17 protein-coding genes and 1 pseudogene are annotated in these 18,810 nt (G+C 53.2%); 12 read left to right on the forward strand and 6 right to left on the reverse strand.

All coding sequences use genetic code 11. From position 1 onward, the window contains the following. The first annotated feature begins 73 nt into the window (after window positions 1–73). Window positions 74–1,000: a methyl-accepting chemotaxis protein gene (locus QQK89_RS20960; RefSeq protein ID WP_284240617.1), complete on the forward strand. Its 927-nt coding sequence runs from the start codon at window positions 74–76 to the stop codon at window positions 998–1,000. 74 nt (window positions 1,001–1,074) lie between these two features. Here the strand turns inward: QQK89_RS20960 and QQK89_RS20965 are convergent, their stop codons facing one another. Then, window positions 1,075–2,064 (reverse strand): GNAT family N-acetyltransferase, encoded by a 990-nt coding sequence (locus tag QQK89_RS20965; RefSeq protein WP_284240618.1) that lies wholly within the window; start codon window positions 2,062–2,064, stop codon window positions 1,075–1,077. A gap of 71 nt (window positions 2,065–2,135) precedes the next feature. Further along, window positions 2,136–2,774, reverse strand: coding sequence for a DUF2306 domain-containing protein (locus QQK89_RS20970; protein WP_284240619.1), 639 nt, complete (start codon window positions 2,772–2,774; stop codon window positions 2,136–2,138). A 151-nt stretch (window positions 2,775–2,925) separates the two neighbouring features. On the opposite strand from QQK89_RS20970, the gene QQK89_RS20975 reads away from it, so the two are divergent. Further along, the gene (locus QQK89_RS20975; RefSeq protein ID WP_284240620.1) at window positions 2,926–3,876 is read left to right on the forward strand and encodes an RNA polymerase sigma factor; all 951 of its coding nucleotides are present in this window, start codon (window positions 2,926–2,928) and stop codon (window positions 3,874–3,876) included. Between the two features lie 47 nt (window positions 3,877–3,923). Here the strand turns inward: QQK89_RS20975 and QQK89_RS20980 are convergent, their stop codons facing one another. Next, on the reverse strand, window positions 3,924–4,784 hold the full coding sequence (locus QQK89_RS20980) for a hypothetical protein (protein WP_284240621.1): 861 nt from the start codon (window positions 4,782–4,784) through the stop codon (window positions 3,924–3,926). A 183-nt stretch (window positions 4,785–4,967) separates the two neighbouring features. Here QQK89_RS20980 and QQK89_RS20985 point away from each other — a divergent pair, with 183 nt between their 5' ends. Continuing rightward, window positions 4,968–5,273: a hypothetical protein gene (locus tag QQK89_RS20985; RefSeq protein WP_284240622.1), complete on the forward strand. Its 306-nt coding sequence runs from the start codon at window positions 4,968–4,970 to the stop codon at window positions 5,271–5,273. Between the two features lie 3 nt (window positions 5,274–5,276). Here QQK89_RS20985 and QQK89_RS20990 read toward each other — a convergent pair whose 3' ends face one another. Then, a complete protein-coding gene (locus tag QQK89_RS20990) occupies window positions 5,277–6,455 on the reverse strand; it encodes an MFS transporter (RefSeq protein WP_284240623.1) in 1,179 nt (392 codons plus the stop codon). Window positions 6,456–6,553: 98 nt separating this feature from the next. Here QQK89_RS20990 and QQK89_RS20995 point away from each other — a divergent pair, with 98 nt between their 5' ends. From QQK89_RS20995 to QQK89_RS21010, 4 genes are all read left to right on the forward strand, one after another. After that, window positions 6,554–7,498 carry a helix-turn-helix transcriptional regulator gene (locus QQK89_RS20995; protein WP_284240624.1) on the forward strand — a complete coding sequence of 315 codons (945 nt, stop codon included), beginning with the start codon at window positions 6,554–6,556 and terminating at the stop codon, window positions 7,496–7,498. A gap of 395 nt (window positions 7,499–7,893) precedes the next feature. After that, complete coding sequence (locus QQK89_RS21000) at window positions 7,894–9,399, forward strand: lytic polysaccharide monooxygenase (RefSeq protein WP_284240625.1); 1,506 nt, start codon at window positions 7,894–7,896, stop codon at window positions 9,397–9,399. A gap of 95 nt (window positions 9,400–9,494) precedes the next feature. After that, a complete protein-coding gene (locus tag QQK89_RS21005; protein ID WP_284240626.1) occupies window positions 9,495–9,833 on the forward strand; it encodes a MazG-like family protein in 339 nt (112 codons plus the stop codon). Further along, window positions 9,830–10,411, forward strand: coding sequence for a TIGR00730 family Rossman fold protein (locus tag QQK89_RS21010; protein WP_284240627.1), 582 nt, complete (start codon window positions 9,830–9,832; stop codon window positions 10,409–10,411). Before QQK89_RS21005 ends, QQK89_RS21010 begins: the two co-directional genes overlap by 4 nt. A 79-nt stretch (window positions 10,412–10,490) precedes the next feature. Here the strand turns inward: QQK89_RS21010 and QQK89_RS21015 are convergent, their stop codons facing one another. Both QQK89_RS21015 and QQK89_RS21020 read right to left on the reverse strand, forming a co-directional pair. Then, window positions 10,491–11,504 (reverse strand): bifunctional glycosyltransferase family 2/GtrA family protein, encoded by a 1,014-nt coding sequence (locus tag QQK89_RS21015; RefSeq protein WP_284240628.1) that lies wholly within the window; start codon window positions 11,502–11,504, stop codon window positions 10,491–10,493. Between the two features lie 17 nt (window positions 11,505–11,521). Then, window positions 11,522–12,514, reverse strand: a complete 993-nt coding sequence (locus tag QQK89_RS21020) for a phosphodiester glycosidase family protein (RefSeq protein WP_284240629.1) — start codon at window positions 12,512–12,514, stop codon at window positions 11,522–11,524. A gap of 489 nt (window positions 12,515–13,003) precedes the next feature. Between QQK89_RS21020 and QQK89_RS21025 the strand changes: the two genes are divergently transcribed. The 5 genes and pseudogenes from QQK89_RS21025 to QQK89_RS21045 all read left to right on the forward strand — a co-directional run bounded on the left by QQK89_RS21025 (window position 13,004) and on the right by QQK89_RS21045 (window position 18,795). After that, window positions 13,004–13,669 (forward strand): TetR/AcrR family transcriptional regulator, encoded by a 666-nt coding sequence (locus QQK89_RS21025; protein ID WP_284240630.1) that lies wholly within the window; start codon window positions 13,004–13,006, stop codon window positions 13,667–13,669. Between the two features lie 88 nt (window positions 13,670–13,757). Continuing rightward, window positions 13,758–14,396, forward strand: a pseudogene (locus tag QQK89_RS21030) (pentapeptide repeat-containing protein); the annotation flags it as partial. Window positions 14,397–14,465: 69 nt separating this feature from the next. Next, the gene (locus tag QQK89_RS21035; protein WP_284240837.1) at window positions 14,466–15,695 is read left to right on the forward strand and encodes a serine hydrolase domain-containing protein; all 1,230 of its coding nucleotides are present in this window, start codon (window positions 14,466–14,468) and stop codon (window positions 15,693–15,695) included. A gap of 178 nt (window positions 15,696–15,873) precedes the next feature. Next, window positions 15,874–16,332, forward strand: coding sequence for a VOC family protein (locus tag QQK89_RS21040; RefSeq protein ID WP_284240631.1), 459 nt, complete (start codon window positions 15,874–15,876; stop codon window positions 16,330–16,332). Between the two features lie 189 nt (window positions 16,333–16,521). After that, window positions 16,522–18,795 (forward strand): glycoside hydrolase family 3 N-terminal domain-containing protein, encoded by a 2,274-nt coding sequence (locus QQK89_RS21045; RefSeq protein WP_284240632.1) that lies wholly within the window; start codon window positions 16,522–16,524, stop codon window positions 18,793–18,795. Window positions 18,796–18,810 lie beyond the last annotated feature (15 nt).

The raw sequence follows: 18,810 nt of genomic DNA on the forward strand, positions 1-18,810 counted from the left end.
GAAATATAATTTATGTATAATTTTAACGAAATTATTGTACATAAATTATACATTGGGAGTAGAAGGTGATCCGATGCTTAAGGCATCCCAAGATCAGCAATTCACATCACAAGTATTGGATGTTTATTACGTGCTGGCGGCTATGGAGAAATCGCTTGCCATGATTGAATTAAGTACGGACGGGAAGGTTTTATGGGCGAACGATAATTTTGCCCGCGCAATGGGATATGAGACAGACGAAATGCCCGGCCTTATGCATCGGCAGTTTTGCACGCCGGAATTTGCAAGCAGCCCCGGTTATCTAGAGCTATGGAGCAACCTTCGGAGCGGGAGGATTTTTCAGGAGAAGATTTCGCGCGTATCCAAAGATGGCCGGCTCTTATGGTTTGAAGCCACTTATATGCCGGTGTTTCATAAGGAAGGCCATGTAGAGGGCATTCTTAAGGTTGCGACGGATATTACCGAAAGAGAGAACGCCACGGCAAGACTTATGGATGAACTGCAGCATATGGCGCAGGATTTGCTGGATCGTACGGGTGAAGGAATTGCGGGAAGCAGGCTGATCGGGCGGACTATAGAGGACATAGTTATCGAAGCAGGCGAGAATATGAAGGTTCTTGATGCGCTTGAGCATGAGGCGGAATCGATCCGGAGCACGGTTCACAGTATACGTGAAGTGGCTAAACATACGAATCTGCTTGCCTTGAATGCGGCCATAGAAGCGGCGCATGCGGGCGAACACGGCCGGGGATTCAGCGTTGTGGCGGCAGAAGTCCGAAAGCTGGCCAAGCAGGCGGATGAAGCGGCAAAGGCCGTCCAGACGAATCTGGCCGGAATCGTCGATGAAGTGGGCAATATGGCCAGAGCGATGCGCCGGTCGCAGCACATGATCTCCGAAAGCCGGGAGCGCGCCAGGGAAACGGTTGACGGGTTTACGAGAATTGGAGAATCCGCGTATTTGCTGGACGAGAAGGCGCAGGGTTTCAAGAAGTTATTGTAGGGCGCAAGCGACAACACATTTTATAGGCTATTCACAAAATTACGGCTATCCCAAGGGATAGCCGTTACTTATTTTCACGAAAGTTTGCACACGATCTTGTAGCTGCCCGGCTCCGCCCGGAAACCCATCAGATCGCGGTTCACGCGCAGCATAGGGATATTTTGCGAATCGTTGTGCGTCCGGAGATACGGGGCTCCGGCCGCCTTGGCGGATTGCAGGCCAAGCAGCTTCAGGGCAAGCGCAAGGCGGCGGCCGCGGTATTCCGGCAGAACGCCGGTATATTCATGGTACATCGCCCCGGTCTGCTCGTTATGCTGCAAGGCAACCACGCCAACGTAACGGTCCCCGTCTTTGGCGACATGAATCCATTCCGGGCGTACGCCGGGGAGGCCAAGCGTCCATTTTTTCCATTCCTCAAACCAAGGAAAGTCGCCGGAGTAGCCTGGAATATCGAGATGGGTCACCTGATACAGCTCATGCAGCTTGCGTTCGTTCTCCTCGCCTGGTTCCTCCGCTAACGTAACGAATCGAATGCCCGACTGCTCCGCATCGTCAATTGACGCCAGGAGCTGCTCGTCTACGTTGTAATCGCGTAAATCCAGCACGGATTCGAACGACAGCCTTTCCCTGATATAGCCATGCCGCTTGGCAAAAGCAAGCGATCGCTCGTCCGTTTCCTTCATGTTGTAGTTGATCAGAAGCGATGCCTTAACTTCCTGCGCCCATGCATGAAGCTCCGTATAAAGGGCGGTACCAACGCCGTTGCCCCGATAATCCGGATGTACGATTAACGTATACACAAGCGCGCCGGGTTCGGTCCAAGGCGCCCGCCAGGCGATCGCATAAGCGATAATGTGTCCGTTCTCGTCCTCAGCCACCCATTTGGGGCGGTCCCAGCCCATCAGCTCGCCGTCTTCGTTATAGTGAAGCTCGCCGGGAGGGATTTTGTCCTCGTCTTCCTGCAGCCGCTCTGGCGTAGTAGGTTCTGACCATACTAGATTGAGGAGAGGCGCTATCGCCTGAAAGTCCTCGGGATGCTTCAGCTTGCGGATAATAAATTTCATATTGACCACCACCGCTATTAAGATAAGCTTAGTATGACATACCTTTTATTCCAGTGGTTGGAAATAAATAATTATAACAAAGGTTGCTCACGCCGCGGCCTAAGAATAAACCACTCTACAAGAATAAAGTTAACGACGATAGCGGCCCAGATGTTATTGTTCAGTACCTCTTCGATCATCTCCATGCGGCCCTCCGGCAAAGCGAACCGGTGAAGCAGCAGGTACAAGAGAAACAGGAAAGGAACCAATGCTCTCGCGCTGACTGCGGTTAATGTCATGGCGAAACTTCGGATCATCCATTGTTTGTGCGCTTTCCAGTCTCGTTTCATCGCTGAACGGAATCCCATCGCAGTTGTAATGAGCCAGAGCGCGTCGAGAAACAAAAAGGATAATGTTCTCCCGAAGTCGGGTTCATAGGAGGCTACGATTAGAGCAAGTCCGCCGCTTAGGAAGACGGCGTATACGTATGTTTTTCCGAGACGGGCGTGCAAGGCGGGGTTCTTCTGTCGAATGCCCCGGTGAAACTGCAGAAATCCGGCAAGCATGGCCAACATGGCAAGCAAGATATGGCCAACCAAAGCAGGATATTGTAGCGTTCGCGAGGAAATTTCAATTCGGCTGCCGGCCGGATTGAAAGTCAGGTACGGGATAACAAACGGCAGCATAATGGCGATGGAGAGCAGCAGCAGAATCCACCAGCTTTTTTTCATAGAAACGCTCCTTAGAGATTGATGTCTACAGTATAGCGGGCGGATGTTTAGCAGCTCTAAAAACTTTCTAAAAAAACAATAAAACGGCCGTATGGTTTCGTGCTCCGTTTACGTCTTACTAATCGACAGTCCTATTGGAGGAGGAGATTCGATGTCCGATGTTGTAACCAATCTAGCGGAAGAGACCCGTGCCGCGCACAAGAAGTTTGAAGAGCTGGTGCTGCCGCATAAGCAGTCCTTGTGGCGGTATTGCCGGTATTTGACCGGTTCGCCTTGGGAAGGGGAAGATCTGTTTCAAGAGACGATGCTGAAGGCATTCACGACGATGACGCAGATCTGGCATCCAATCGCTTATCAGTCTTATTTGTTCCGGATTGCCACGCATACCCGAATTGATTTTCTTCGCAAAAAGCGGGTGCAGCTGGATGCGTACGCGGAACCTGATGCGATACCGGCAGACCCGGTAACAACGTCCGATCCGCTCGAGACGATCGAAGCGCTTGAAGTGCTGGTCCAGCATCTGCCGCCGCGCCAAATTGCGGTGTTTCTGCTTATGGAAGCGTTTGGTTTCCAAGCGGCGGAGGTGGCGGGCATGGTACGCATGACGGAAGGTTCTGTCTATGCGGCACTCCATCGCGCAAGGGTATCGGTCCGTCAGCTGCGCGGCCGGGAGTCGGAGCCGGCAAAGCCAGCGAAAAAAGACGAAGAAACGGTTAACCCCCTGCTGATGGAATTGCTTGAGGCTTTGCGGGAAGGGGAGGCCGTTCCGCTGCTGCACATGCTTAGCGATTCTACCCATAATGACGCGCAGCCCGGCTTCCAGGAATACTCCAAGAAAGAGATGCTCGAAGGATCGCTTCGCCATAGAGGTCCTCTTTTGCATGTCTCGCTCGAAATGCTATGGGGCAGGCAGGTATTTGTCGTCCTGGCGGAGACGCCAGAAGGGCTTGCGCTGCATGATATCCACGAGTATGAGTTCGACCGGGGTCAGATTGTGTATCATAGAGGTTATTATTTCTGCAAACAATTCCTGTCGGCGGCTTCGGATGAGTTGGGCATTCCCTTGCATTTGCAGAAGCATCCCCATATGGATTGGCGATAGAAAAAAAGGAGTTGCCCAGCCGGCTGGGCAACCCCTTTTTCCGCCTTTTATAGGCCGGACGATTGGCTTTTGCTTGTATTACTGCCAAACGCCTTGCTTAATGCGGCTGCGCCGGCTGACAGCGAGAGGAAGAAACAGACTCCCGCGATGACCGGAAGCAGCGACCATTCCATAATCGCGTGGCCGTTCCACGTTTGCCAACCGATGGCGATAAGGCCAAGCAGATAAGAGACGCCGGTCAGATGAATGAGGTAACGATGATGCTCTGATGACTTGGCGGTTGCTCGCTCTGCGAGCCAAGCGACTAGCGGCACGGCTTGAAGCGCATGGAAGCCAAGACCGTGCAGCCAGATGATGTTGCCGCCATCCCCGGTGAACCTGCCCTCATTCGAGGAGATCCAGATTCCCGCTGCAAAAGAAATGATGACGGCGATCATCGCATAACGTATGCCTACCGCCATCTCGGGCCGGAGTTTGTAAGCTTTCGAGCGGAAGAACTGAATGCCAAGGTATAAATAAAACAACACGAGAAACAGGGCAACAAACGTGAATATATTGCCTGCCGTCTGATCAAGAACCGAATCGCTATCCACGAATCGGGGATTAACGCCGCGGAAGTTCTGAATCGTCTCAATCCCATAAGAATACAAGGCGAGGGCAATGTACGAGATTCGGAACACCAGCCGGCCGCGCGCGCCGAGCCCCGACAACGGCGTAATTGCGGCTGTCGACAAGATGAAGATGCCAAGCGCCGCATCGAAGGAAAAGGCCTTCGACACATCGCCGCCCGGCGCTACTTCTCCTCCGTTCACAAGCGTCCATACCCCGCATACCGCCGCCAGCATAAAACCAAGCAGGCCGGTTAATACAAGCCATTTCTCTCCCTCAAACAAACGTGGCATTCGCATAAAACCTCTTCCTTCCCGGTAAGTGATACCTCTAATTTACTGGAAGGCGGTGGTAATTCTTAATGGTCCCCGGTCCAGACTTCGGATGGTCTGGGGAAGGTTCTTTTCTCCGGCGGAGGACTTAGGGGATTAGCGGATTCGTATAATGGATAACAGAGTGCTTTGCGCGGAAGAGGTGACGAATTGAAACGGCCTATATTCATTCTTCTTGTGATAAGCGTGCTGCTTGGGGGATGTTCGCGTAACGGCGCGAACGATGGTGTTGTGGTCGCCAATATGACAATCATGGATAAAGGCGTAGCCGATGACGGACAGTATTGGGTGATGACGGCCTATCCCGACAAGGAAAAGCAAAAAAGCGTTCTGCAATTCAATGTCGGGCGAAACCTTTGGAATCAAATCGAGGTCGGCCATAAATATACTTTGCGATACGCCAAGGAAATAGACGGTACTTATAGCTTATATAGCATTGTTCCTATAACGGATTAGGCCTTACGCAGGCTTGGACTGCCGTTTGGCGGCGGTGCTTTTCCCCGGGAGGAGTCCGCCGAACCGGAAGGCTGCAAGCGATAGAATGATGCAGGCTGCCGAGAACATGCCGATGGAGGCGTAACCCGCGAAGTGGACATACAATAGTCCGGCAAGCCAAGCGCCAAGCGTGTTTGCGCCGTTCATGGTGGAGTTCGCAAGGCTTGCGATCGTTCCGCGAATGGAGGCGTCCAGGCCGGTAAGCAATCCCATCACTAGCGGGAAGATTACGCCAAGCACGGTAAATACAACGAAATAGAGGACTGCGGCTGCATGCAGGCCGGTATGCGGGCCAGAGACATAGAGTACCGCGAGCAGGAGCATGCCTGCCGTTACCGTCCATGTGCTGCCGAGCCTGCGGATGACCGCGGAGCTGATGATGCTGCCAAGCAAGGTGCCAAAACCAAGGCCCATCATGAAGTTGCCGATCGAGCCTATGGACAACTCGAAATGATCAGCCATCCATTTGCCCATAAAAGCCATTGCCGTACCGCTGCCGAGATGGAGCAGCAAATAAGCGAGGAATCCGCCTCTTGCGACTCCGTTCTTGATAAGCGGGATATAGCGGCTAAGAATAGAAGTGCGCGCTTGACCGCTTGGTTTCATGGCCGGGAGCATCAGGAAGGCAGCGGCGGCAAGACAGAGCGACAACGCGCCGATGCACCAGAACGGGACAGGCCAATCCGCAGCCGCAAGCCAGCTTCCGATCGGCACGCCAAACGCTTGGGCAGCGGCCAGCCCGCCAAAGGCGATGCCCATCGTCTTCGCAATCCTCTGAGGAGGCATGACGGCGGGAATGGACGCCCATACCTGCGGGGCGGTAAACGCGGCGCTGGCACCGGCAACGAACCGGAACAGTAGCATCGTCCAATAGCTGCCTGCGAAGCCGCATAAGGCGGTTGAGAGCGAGAAGGCGGTCAACCCGCAGATCATGACGGTTCGTCGGTTCCATCCGTCGGACAGCGGGCCGGAGATTAACGCAAACATTGCGGAACCAAGCGTATACGCGCCGATCATCCAGCCGGCGATGCCGGTCGATACGCCGTATTCCGCTTGAAGCGTAGGAAGTAGCGGCGAAACGAGAAACGTATCGGTGCCAATCATGAACATAATCAGGAAAAACAGAATGGAGTATTTAAGCATCTTTTTTCGCTCCTTTGGTTTGGGATTGCTTCTTGCCCTTATCGTAGCGGATAATAGTGACACATTCTGTCATGGTTAAGAAGAAGGAGGGAAGACCGATGCCCAAATCCAAACGGCTCATGGAGCTAATGATGACGGTTAACCGCAAGCGACGGTTCAAAGTACAGGAGTTGGCGGATGAATTCGGCGTCTCGACGAGGACGATTCTTAGAGATTTGCAGGAGCTCAGCGAGCTGGGCGTACCTTTGTACTCCGAAGTTGGTCCGCATGGCGGTTATCAGGTATTGAGGGAGCGGGTATTGCCTCCCATTGCCTTTACGGAAGAAGAAGCGGTGGCGATGTTTTTCGCCGTGCACGCTTTGCGCCATTACTCTTCGTTGCCTTTTGAGGCGGAGTCCGTCTCGGCGCTGAACAAGTTTTATCTCCATATGCCGGGCGACGTCCGGGACCGGATCGACAGCATGAAGAACCGGGTTGATTTCATCACGCCAACAAGACGGGGAGATGCCCCTTGCTTATCCGTGCTGCTGGATGCGGCCGTTCATCAGAAAATACTCGATATTGCATACGAGACAAAGGATAGCGAAGCGGGCTGCCGCAAAATTCAGCCGGTATGCATCTATGCCCATAACGGCCTTTGGTATTGCACGGCGTATTGCTTCCTTCGCGATGGCTTCCGCGTCTTTCGCTGCGACCGAATCCGTACGGCCGCGGAGGATACGTCCGGTACGGTGAAACGAGACCTTGGCGACATCCGCTTAAGCCGCAAAGAAGCGATTATGCCGGACGATCCCGTTCGTCTTCGGGTTGAATTAAGCCGGGCAGGCGTCCAGCGCTGCGAGGGGGAGCTGTGGCTGGCTCCGATGATGAAGATCCGAGAGGACGGAAGCGGAAGCATCGACGCCGATGTATCCAGAGGGGATTTGGTCTTTTATACCGAGTTTCTCATTGGATTAGGGTTCGAAGCCGTTCTGGAGGGACCGGAGGAATTGCGGGATGCGATTAAAGACCGGCTAACCGGTCTGCTGGAACGTTACTGCTGAGGCTTCATAGAAAGAATACAATTGTGCCTTGAGGGAGTTTTGGCATAATCTCTGAAATGGATTTCATTCCTAAAATAAGCTTGTTGGCGCATATCGAGCGGCTCAACTGATGTGGCAGCACTAATTTGCAGCCGCATTTTATTTAGAATATATTTCCATAATTAGTTGGTTGTTGATTGAATTGGATGCTATGCGTAAGACTCCTGTCGCAAATTTGAAGGATTTGATGTCAGGAGTGCCGCTTAAGGGAAGACAATTTTCTCCCGGGTCTTTGGAATCTGGCTGGCCGCGAATCTCATTGTTTATGATGGGAAACGAGTCCATTTCATATTTGGATGAATGATGAAATGGACGGAGAGAGGCTGCCTAATTTCGAGAAAACGAGGAGAATCAACATGACGATAACGCGACAATCGGCGTGGAGCAAGCTTGCGGTCCTGTTCAGCTTTGTATTGCTTGGACTGCTCTGCTTGCTGGCCAGCGCGGAGAAAGCTTCCGCTCACGGCTATGTTTCATCGCCGGCAAGCCGGACGCTGCTATGCAGCCAAGGAACCAATAAGGACTGCGGGGCCATTCAATATGAGCCGCAAAGCGTGGAAGGCCTTGGAGGCTTCCCGGCTTCCGGACCGGCGGACGGCAAGCTTGCCGGAGCTGCGAAATATACGGAGCTGGATGCGCAAACAGCTGACCGTTGGAAGAAGGTCGACATGAAGGGCGGCACCAATACGTTCACTTGGACGTTAACGGCTAATCACCAGACGGAGAAATGGGACTATTACATTACGAAGATTGGCTGGGATCCGAATAAACCGCTGACGCGCGACCAGTTGGAATCCAAACCTTTCTGCACGGTAGACGGCGGAATGAAAAAGCCGGAGATGACGGTTACGCATACATGCAACGTGCCGACCGACCGTGCTGGCTATTACGTTATTCTTGGCGTGTGGGAAATCGGGGACACGGTTAATGCTTTCTACCAGGCCATCGATGTGAACCTGACGCAAGGCGGCGGTACAACAACGCCGGAGCCGGAGCCGGTTGTGCTGCCTAACTTCCCGGACAGCGTATGGTGTTCCGGTCATACGGATAGTAGCATTACGATGTCCTGGTCGGCTTCGACGGCATCGGCGGGCATTAAAAACTATGAAGTAAGCCGCGATGGCAACGTGGTTGGTACATCAACCGGTACAACCTATACGGACGACGGTTTGCCGGCGAATACGGCATATTCCTATACCATCGTTGCGGTAGACAATAAAGGCAACCGCTCGGCTGCAAGCGTGCCTGTATCGGCAAGCACGCTGCCTGCCGCCGTAACGCCAACGCCGGATACGCAGGCGCCTTCCAGACCTTCTGGTCTTAAGGCCGGCAATGTAACGGAAACATCGGCTGCTTTTACTTGGACGGCGGCATCGGACAATATCGGCGTCGCGAAATACGAAGTATACCGTGACGGACAATTGCTGGGCACGACGGCGGTAGCGTCTTACTCGGATAGCGGCCTGAAGGCAGCGACTGCTTATTCGTACACTGTCAGTGCCTTGGATGCAGCGGGCAACCGCTCGACGGCCAGCGCACCACTAACGATTACGACAAAGGCGGCAGTCGTAACGCCTCCGGCGGCTACCGGCACTTGGGACAGCACGAAGGTCTATCTGGCTGGCGATACGGTGACCTATAACGGCATCGAATATAAAGCCGGCTGGTGGACACAAGGCGAGAAGCCGGACAACTCCGACGTTTGGAAGCCGGTATCGGCAAGCGCCGTACAAACCTGGAGCGGCGCCAAAGCTTACAATGGCGGCGACCAAGTCTCCTATGAAGGACATACGTATAAGGCGAAGTGGTGGACCAAAGGCGAAACTCCGGGCAAAGCGGGCGTTTGGGTTTTGGTTGCCTAAGCGAAAAGGGCACCTTTCCTGAAGGTGTCCTTTTTTGTTGAGCTGTCCAGCAGACAACTTTATAATAAAGAGATCATTAAGAGCAGGGGGACATCATGAAGGAAACGGAAATTCAACAATGGATTCAGGATTTCTACAAGCAGCGCGGATGGTCGGACTACGGTCCATTTGAGCGGATTGCTTTTCTCACCGAGGAGGTTGGAGAGACGGCAAGAGCTGTAAGGGCTATGGAGATCGGAAGAGACCGTCCGGATGAGGACCCGCAATCCGCCGAGGGGCTGAAGCAGGATTTCATCGAGGAACTAGGCGATATTATGGGCAACGTGTTTATCCTCGCAAGCCTGTATGATGTGAGCATCGCTGAAGTTCTGGAGGCGCATAAAAATAAGCTGAGCAAGCGGTATAACGAATCAATAGCAGGAGGCCAATCATGAATAAAATTTGCGTGTTTGCCGGTTCCAACGCCGGGGTTAGTCCGGAATATGGACAAGCGGCAACCGAGCTTGGGCAACTGATGGCGGCCAAAGGAATTGAACTTGTCTATGGCGGCTCGCGGATTGGGCTTATGGGGCTTGTTGCCGATGCGGTTCTGGCTAATGGCGGCCGGGTTACTGGCGTAATGCCGCGCGGCTTGTTCATCGGAGAGATGGCGCATAAAGGCCTGACGGAGTTCATCGAAGTCGGAAATATGCATGAGCGGAAAGCGCTGATGTCGGAGCTGTCGGACGGCTATATCGCTCTGCCGGGCGGCCTCGGGACGTTCGAGGAATTATTCGAGGTGGCAAGTTGGGCGCAACTTGGCATTCATAAGAAGCCGGTAGGCATTCTGAATGTGAAAGGCTTCTATCAGCCGATTGCCGATATGCTGAATCATGCCGTATCGGCGGGGTTTATGCGGGACACGAATCTGGGTCTGATGTTGTTTGAGGCAAATGCGGCTGTCCTGCTGGATCAAATGGCTGCCTATACGGCACCGGAGCAGGCGAATAAGTGGGCGGAGCTGCCGAAATAGCGCAAAGAGAAGCAAGGAAGAACAAGGCTGTCCCAAACGTACATTTGTGATGACGTTGGGACAGCCTTATTTTAGTAGTTTAATAAACGAACCTCCGCTGCACCAGGTAGCTGAAAGCGAACAAGACAACTTCCGTCACCAGCTTGGCTATAAATAGCGGAATGCCTATACTCTCATGGAATAAATACAAAAGCGCGTAGTTTGCTATTAGAATGACGGCCACTAGAGAGAAATACCGGGGAAGCGATTTTTTGAACGACATCCCTTGTCCTTCGTTAAATACATAGCGGCGGTTCATCGTAAAGTTGAAGATGGAGCTGATCACCCTTGCCCCGATCACCGATACAAGCAGGTTCGATGTCAGCCATTGCAGCAGGAACAGCAGCACGAAATCAACAACAGCCGAGAAACCCGATGAGGTGACGAACTTCAAGAACGGGAAATAGATGCGGGCCGAGTCCGCGAGCGGACGGAAATGGGAAGACTTGTTGTCCTCGAGATACACGGTCTCGATCGGTACTTCATAGAAGTCATAGCCGGCTTTTGGTGCTTCCAGCAGCATGTTCATTTCGTATTCAAATCGCTCTCCCGGCACCCTGCATAGCCAGTCCAGCATGTCGGCGGAATAACCGCGCAGGCCGGTCTGGGTATCTTGAATCGGCTTGCCCGTCGCTAGCGCGTAGACCATTCGGGTTGCGGAATTGCCGAATCGGCTGCGGAGTGGGACTTTGCCGGTAAATTGCCGGCTGCCGAGTACGATATGATTGCGATTGTTCCGCACCGCATCGGTCATTTTGAGAATGTCCTCCGGCAGATGTTGGCCGTCGCTATCGGCGCATATGACGCCGTCCGCGCTGCCATGCTGCCGGACATAGTTGAAGCCGGTTTTCAGCGCGGTGCCTTTGCCTTGGTTGACGGAATGGCGGAGCACCGTGCAGCCGGCTTCCGCCGCCGAATCAAAGATCGGCTTATATTGCTCGCCGCTGCCATCATCGACGATCAGAATGGAGGTGCCCTTGGCCTCCTCCTTCAGATTATGAATAAGCGTAAGCAGCCTTTCGTCCGGCTCGTAGGATGGAATAAGTATAGTCATCGTTAAGGCCTCCATTTCTAAGACGTTGGAATGTAGATGATGTCGCTGACACCACGTTCATTCCCTTTGCCAAGCGGATTATTAACGACGCGTCCCATGAAATACATCGTGGACGAGCCGCCGCCGTCGAGGTTATAAGCTTCGGTAGCTCCAAGTTCCTTGAACAGATCCGCAAATTCCGTCAGCGTCATGCCGCGGCTGTAGCCGTTGCTTCTGCCGTCAACGATGACGAACAGGTAATGGTTTGCGGAGATCATGCCGATGCCTGTGCGCGGGTTCGATTCCTGAATCGAGCGGTTGCCGAAGTTCTTATCAATCTCTACATGACTGAAATCGCCGGCGATTTCGCCGTCCGTAACTAGCGCCGGGCCAAACGAGAACGCATTGGTGACCCCTTGAGCGAGCAGGTCATCCGTTGATGTTTTTTTCTCGTCGTAGGACTTCATCGTGCCGTCATTAAAGAGGGCGAGACCAGTCCTTGCCGGTTCGTCCCGGTAAACGGTGCCGTTGCGGATGACTACACCGTCGCTGCGGAAGCCGTAGTAATCTCCGTTAATGGCGAAGACCGCTTGGTGATCGGAAGCAATGGTAGACGTGTTCTGAATAATATTGGTGCCGAAAGAATCTTTGGCGAAAGCGGTAAGCAGGTTTGTGGCGCCGTTAAACGTGACGTCTGCAACGTAGTAGGTAATCAGATCCGAGCCAGAACCGGTCTCCACTTTCTTGATGCTGATCGTCTCGTTGTCGTCCTTGTAGTTCCAATCGTCGTATTCGGCATCCTTGGAAGCTGCCGGTGTGCTAGAGCCGGAAGTTGATTCGGAGCTCGAATCGGAAGAGCCGGGAGAGCCGGAGCTTTGAGTAATGGACGGCGGCGACGTTACCTTCACCTCGACATGCTCGATCAGATACCGGTCGGCCAGCTTGTACAGAATGGCTGCAATTATGAGCAGAATGACTGCTATGATAGTGAAAATTTTTGTTTTTTTGCGCGTGCGGAAAATAAAAATCAACTCCTGACTAGGCGTCTGCCTGAACGTTATGGAGTTATCTTAGAACGGGAACCTTTAGCGGAACTTAAATGGTGGGGGGATATGCGGGATGGTTGCTGAAGGGAGATTTGGTGGGAGGGAGCTGGGGTATCGCCTTCGGGCGCTGTTGTCGGCAGGAAATTTCGGTTGGAATCCGCTTAGCGGATATTTCCCGCCGACAAAGGCGCACGCTTCGCTCCTCAGGCGCCACCCCAACTCCATTACCCCACCTGCTTCCCAAAGCTCCTCCCGCATATCTGGGAGAGGGCCGGGGCTGCAGGGTCCATAGTGGACCCTGGGGCGCCTAACCAAAAAGCACCCCAAAAAAGCACCCCAAAACCAAAAAAGCACCCCAAAAAGCAACTGCAAAATTAGCTGTAAAAAAATGTTTTGGATAGTGTTGACAATTACAGGAGGATGGAATATATTGTTTACATACCAACCGAATGTATGTAAGGGAGAGCAAAGCAAATGGCAAGAAACAAATTCCCCGAAGAAACGACCAACCAAATCCTAAATGTGGCGCTTAATCTATTCATCGAGAAGGGATACGAGCAGACCTCCATTCAGGACATCATTAACGGGCTGGGCGGATTAACGAAAGGAGCGATCTATCACCACTTCAAATCGAAGGAAGAGATCATGCAAGCCGTAATCGTTCATCTGTTCAAAGACGTTGACGAGATGTTGTCCGGCGTTAGGGACGACAAGGAGCTAAACGGTCTGGAGAAGCTTCGCAAGATTTCCCAGGTCTCGCTCGGCAATCCCGCGCAAGACGAGATGGCAGCCGTGGCGCCGAACCTTTTGCTCAATCCGAAGCTGCTGGCAGCCCAGATCGAGCATATGCTTGAAAAAGCCATTCCCGTCTATATCCAGCCCATCATCGAACAAGGTATGCGAGACGGCTCGATCCAAACCGACTATCCTAGAGAACTTAGCGAGGTGTTGCTCGTTCTCACCAATCTGTGGCTGAACCCCGCGGTTATCCCGGCTTCCTCCGAGATGATGTTGCGCAAGTTAAAGGTTTTTGATGCGATATTGAAAGGCTTGGGGCTTGACCTGTTCGATGAGCAAATGTTTCAACGATACGAGGAACTATTCCGTATGTCAGCTAGAGAATTCAGCGTAGAAAAGTAAACTGTCGAGAGGCAGCTTATTTTTTAAACTAATACATACCGTCGGTCGGTATGATAAAAACCAATTATAAGGAGAAGTGATTGATATGAAAAACGCACTGACAAACTTTAATGCAGGAAACCTGGTAAAAAGCGACTTTGCGGGTGTTACGGCCAATGGAGGACAGTTTAAGGGCAGCGCGCTCTCCGGTTCCGATTTCTCGGGCGCGGATTTGAGCAGCAGCACGTTCAAGAACAGCGCTGTACGCGAAGCGAATTTTGACGGCGCTAATCTGACGGACTGCCGGCTCACCGCGCTTGATCTGACCAATGCCAGCTTCAACAAGACGATTCTTGTAAGAACCAATTTCACCAGCTCAGTGCTGGAAGGGGCTAAATTCCGGGGAGTCAGAATGACGGATGTCACGTTAAAGTCCACCGATCTTAGAAAAACCGTTTTTGAAGACTGTTTATTCGACGGGGTTGATTTCAAGGATTCCGATTTGAGCGGAAAATGTTTTGACGGGCAGACGTTTATTGGCGTCAAGTTTGAGAAAGCGGCATTAACCAACGTTTCGTTCAAGGGCGCCGTATTTAAAAATGTTTCTTTCCAGCCAGGGTTTACGTTGACTAAAAAGTACTATCGCATGATCAAAACGATCTGCTTTGACGGCGCAACGATGGATAAACTGACCTTTGCTCTGCTCAAAGGCATGGATGCTAACTTGTCAAAAGTGACTGTCATTTAAAGGAGCTTATTAACCAATAGATAGGACCAAATAAAACCGTAAAGCGAGGGAAATGAGATGAATAAGATGATGGAGCAAACAAGTGGTGGCTTTTCCGAAACAGGGCTGCGGAGAATGCGCGACGTATTGTTACGGCATGTCGATTCCGGCAAGATTCCCGGGCTTGTCGCCTTGATCAGCCGGAATGGCGAGACGCATGTCGAAGCGATGGGCACGATGCGCCATGATGGCGGTTCGCCGATGCAACGGGATACGATCTTCCGGATGGCGTCCACGACGAAGATGGTTGGGGCCGCAGCGGTAATGGTTCTACTCGACGAATGTAAGCTGCATTTGGATGATCCGGTAGATCCATGGCTGCCCGAACTCGCCAACCGGCAGGTACTGAAACGACCGGATGGCCCTTTGGATGACACGGTGCCCGCGCGGCGGCCGATCACGGTGCGGGATCTGCTGACTTCTACGTTTGGGCTCGGAGTGGATATCACGTTAGCGGGCTCTCCGATTCAGAATGCAATCTTCCAGAATGGTTTGTTCGACACGCCAGGGCAGGAACTGCCCGCGCCGGACGAGTGGATGCGCCGTTTAGGCACGCTGCCGCTGAGCTACCAGCCGGGTGAGCGGTGGCAATACCATGTCAGCAACGAAGTGCTTGGGGTACTCGTTGCCAGGGTCACGGGTCAAACCTTCGAGACGTACTTGCGCGAACGAATTCTTGATCCCCTCGGGATGAAGGATACATGCTTCTACGTGCCAGAGAGCAAGATGGACCGCCTGCCTCCCGCCTACATCCCCGATCCCAAGACCGGTGATTTTATGGCATGGGATGAGGCTGAAGGCGGACGCTATACCAAACCTCCAGTGTTTCAAGCGGGAGGCGGCGGACTGCTCTCAACCGTTGATGACTACAACGCTTTTTTACAAATGCTATTGAATCAAGGAATGCACGGAACGAAGCGGATTTTGTCCCGGCCTGCTGTCCAGTTGATGACCACAAACCGCCTAACGCCGGAGCAACAAGCTTTCCGGGACGACTTGGCCAAAAACAACGTCCATTTATCGTTTGGCCAAGGGCAGCACGGCGGCTGGGGCATCGGGATGGCGGTCCGTACCTACCAAGGCGACTACGCGTCCATTGGACAGTTCGGCTGGGACGGCGGAACCGGCACCACGGCCTATGCCGACCCGGACAAACAGCTTACCGGAGTCCTGCTCACCCAGATCGGAATGTCGACCCCGGCCCCCGCGAATCTGATCCACGACTTCTGGACGATGGTCTATCAGGCGATTGAAGATTAACACGAGTTTCATAGGTGAAGGAACAAGACGGCAGTTACCTACTGCCGTCTTGTTGCATGATTTGCTTGTGAAGCAGAGTGTAGGACATACTCAACTCTTGGAATGAATTAGTAATTGTTGATAAAATAAATAAGCGGATGATCAGATTATAAATCTATACATATAAGGAGTGAACACGATGGCAGAAAACAATTTGCTCAGAATGGACAACATGGGCATCGCTGTGGAATCCCTTGATAACGCCGTCTCTTTCTTCGAGGAGATTGGCTTGAAACTCGAAGGGCGGGCGAATGTTGAAGGGGAATGGGCTGGCCGGGTAACCGGGCTTGGTGACCAAAACGTGGAAATTGCGATGATGGTGACCCCGGATGGGCATAGCCGTCTTGAACTTTCGCGCTTTATCACCCCGGAAACAATCTCCGATCACCGAACCGCTCCTGTTAATGCACTTGGTTATTTGCGCGTCATGTTCGCCGTTAAAGATATTGACGAACTGGTAGCCAGACTCGTTGCCAAGCATGGAGCTCAGCTCGAAGGCGAAATCGTTCAATACAAGAATTCGTACCGACTCTGCTACATTCGCGGAGTTGAAGGGATTCTAATCGGTTTGGCGGAAGAACTCGGCAATAAGGGTTAAATGAAGCTTCAATGGAAAAGCCGCAGCGAAACGCCGCTGCGGCTTTTTGGCATGACTGCAGCGGATGTTCCGTTGGGAGAACATCCCATGCGGTTGAAGGTTCGTATGCGAGCAACAATTCTCCCTTTTAGACGTATAAATAGCGACAATCTATTGGGGAAGTGAAGCAGAGAGATGAGATTCAACATCATGTCCGCCGTGATAGCCGCCGGGCTATTGGGGTCGTTATGCCTGTTTGGGGGCAATGCGGCAGCGGCAGAGAAGTTTACCGATCTGCAACACGCGTTGTGGGCAAAAGACAGCATTGAATATTTATCAAACCGGGGGACGGTTGCCGGTTACGGCGGTGGTCGATTTAACCCGGATGGAGCGGTTACGCGCGCGCAGGCGGTCGCTTTTATGGCGAGGGAGCAGTACCCGCTAGGGATTCCCGAAGCTGGCGCTGACGCTGTTCATTATAAGGATGTTCCGCCGTCGCATCCGTTCTATAAGGAAATCGCCGCGGCGGCGGCCAAAGGATTGGTCGGCGGCTATGCGGACGGCTCCTTTCGCCCGGACGCGCCGATAACCCGCGCGGAGACCGCGGCATTCCTCACTCGAGCGTATGCGCTTGAGGCCGGTAAGCAGGATAAGCAGCTTTCTGATGTAACGAATTCATGGGCGGCTGATCCGATCCGTTTGATGAGCTCGAATGGTCTCATTGGCGGTTACTCCGACGGTACCTACCGTCCGAATCGAACGGTGACGCGGGCCGAATTCTCGGTTTTTTTGACGCGGGTAATCCGTTTCGAACGGGAGGAGGCCATAGAGGCGAAGGACTGGGACAAGCTGCTGTCGTACATGACCTTGAACGAGCAGGTCGGGCAGATGCTGATGCCGGATATCCGCATGTGGAACGGAAAGCCAACGACTACCGTCCATGACGGGCTGAAGGCGATTATCCATGAACAAGCGCCGGGCGGCTTTATCGTATTTGATAAGAACATCGTCAGCGCGAAGCAGCTTGCGACGCTAACCGACGGGCTGCAGGAGGAAGAAAGGAAGGCGGGCGATATTCCTCTCTTTCTTGGCGTCGATCAGGAGGGCGGCGTTATCCAACGTATTCCGGGCGGCACGAATTTACCCGGCCAGATGGCGCTTGGCGCAACGGGAGACGAAGGGCTCGCCGAGCAAGCCGGGAAGCTGACTGGCGAAGAGTTGAAGGCGCTTGGGTTGCAGCTGAATTTCGCGCCGGATCTGGACGTGAACAGCAATCCCGACAATCCGATTATCGGCAAGCGTTCGTTCGGCTCCGATTCGGATTTGGTCTCCCGCCTTGGCGTTGCGACGATGAAGGGACTGAAGGAATCGGGCGTGATCGCGGCGGTGAAGCATTTTCCGGGACACGGGGATACGACGGTTGACTCCCATTTGGGATTGCCGGTACTCATGCATGACCGCGCACGGCTGGACGCCGTGGAATTACGACCATTCAAAGCGGCCATTGCGAGCGGAGTGGACATGATCATGACCGCGCATATCGCATTCCCCGCAGTGGACGACACGCATGTCACTTCCTTGAAGGATGGCAGCAGCGTGCCGATTCCCGCGACGATGTCCCGCAAAGTATTGACGGGTCTGCTGCGGGAGGAGCTTGGGTTTAAAGGCGTTATCATCTCTGATGCCTTTACGATGAAAGGCATCGCGGAGCATTTCGGAGAGGAGCAGGCCGTCGTGCGCGCCGTGAATGCTGGCGTGGAAATCATACTTATGCCGAAGGAGCCAGCAGTCGCGCAGCGGGCGCTGGTGACAGCCGTCCAGAACGGCACTGTTCCGTTGGATAACATTCATGAATCCGTGAAACGGATTCTGGAACTTAAGAATAAGTACGGACTATTCTCACAAGGCGAGAGTTTGTCTGCCAAACTAGCGTCCTTAAGCAAGATCATCGGCTCCGATGATCATCGCAAGGTAGAGAAGACAATCGCGGAGCGCGCGGTGACGCTGCTGGCTGGACGGGACGGACAACATCCGGACCAGATTCGCCAAGGGGACCGCGTGGCTATTGTGTCGGCTGACGTAGAGCAAGCGAAGCAGCTGGAGAACCAGCTGAAGCAGGCAGGCGCTTCGCTTGCGCTAAAGACGAATGTCATTGAGCTGAAGCCGGGCATGGCGAGTGCGGCGATATCGGCGATTAACGAAGCGGATTACGTTATCGCTACGTCTTATCAATTCCGCAACACGGCAAGCCAATTCAATTGGTCGGACACCCAAGCGCTCGTTGAGGGGTTAAACAAGCTGGATAAGCGTTATGTGCTACTGTCGCTTGGCAATCCGTACGAGATGCTGTACGTGAACAACGTGAAATCGAGTATTGCCGTCTACGGAAAGGAACTTCCCAATACGGCTGCGGCCGTACGCGCGCTGGTTGGGCAATTGGCGCCTCAAGGCGTATTGCCCGTGGCTGCGTTAGCAACTCCATAAATAGCAAAAGGCCGT

The sequence above is a fragment of the Paenibacillus glycanilyticus genome, from assembly GCF_030161375.1.
GTDB classification, from domain to species: Bacteria; Bacillota; Bacilli; order Paenibacillales; family Paenibacillaceae; genus Pristimantibacillus; species Pristimantibacillus glycanilyticus_B.

Coding starts and splice junctions, on each gene's coding strand:
- QQK89_RS21035 (WP_284240837.1), top strand. CDS start 14,466: ATGGAGCAAACAAGTGGTGGCTTTTCCGAAACAGGGCTGCGGAGAATG.
- QQK89_RS20980 (WP_284240621.1), bottom strand. CDS start 4,784: ATGCGAATGCCACGTTTGTTTGAGGGAGAGAAATGGCTTGTATTAACC.
- QQK89_RS21005 (WP_284240626.1), top strand. CDS start 9,495: ATGAAGGAAACGGAAATTCAACAATGGATTCAGGATTTCTACAAGCAG.
- QQK89_RS21000 (WP_284240625.1), top strand. CDS start 7,894: ATGACGATAACGCGACAATCGGCGTGGAGCAAGCTTGCGGTCCTGTTC.
- QQK89_RS21010 (WP_284240627.1), top strand. CDS start 9,830: ATGAATAAAATTTGCGTGTTTGCCGGTTCCAACGCCGGGGTTAGTCCG.
- QQK89_RS20995 (WP_284240624.1), top strand. CDS start 6,554: ATGCCCAAATCCAAACGGCTCATGGAGCTAATGATGACGGTTAACCGC.
- QQK89_RS20990 (WP_284240623.1), bottom strand. CDS start 6,455: ATGCTTAAATACTCCATTCTGTTTTTCCTGATTATGTTCATGATTGGC.
- QQK89_RS20970 (WP_284240619.1), bottom strand. CDS start 2,774: ATGAAAAAAAGCTGGTGGATTCTGCTGCTGCTCTCCATCGCCATTATG.
- QQK89_RS21025 (WP_284240630.1), top strand. CDS start 13,004: ATGGCAAGAAACAAATTCCCCGAAGAAACGACCAACCAAATCCTAAAT.
- QQK89_RS20975 (WP_284240620.1), top strand. CDS start 2,926: ATGTCCGATGTTGTAACCAATCTAGCGGAAGAGACCCGTGCCGCGCAC.
- QQK89_RS21040 (WP_284240631.1), top strand. CDS start 15,874: ATGGCAGAAAACAATTTGCTCAGAATGGACAACATGGGCATCGCTGTG.
- QQK89_RS21045 (WP_284240632.1), top strand. CDS start 16,522: ATGTCCGCCGTGATAGCCGCCGGGCTATTGGGGTCGTTATGCCTGTTT.
- QQK89_RS20960 (WP_284240617.1), top strand. CDS start 74: ATGCTTAAGGCATCCCAAGATCAGCAATTCACATCACAAGTATTGGAT.
- QQK89_RS21015 (WP_284240628.1), bottom strand. CDS start 11,504: ATGACTATACTTATTCCATCCTACGAGCCGGACGAAAGGCTGCTTACG.
- QQK89_RS20965 (WP_284240618.1), bottom strand. CDS start 2,064: ATGAAATTTATTATCCGCAAGCTGAAGCATCCCGAGGACTTTCAGGCG.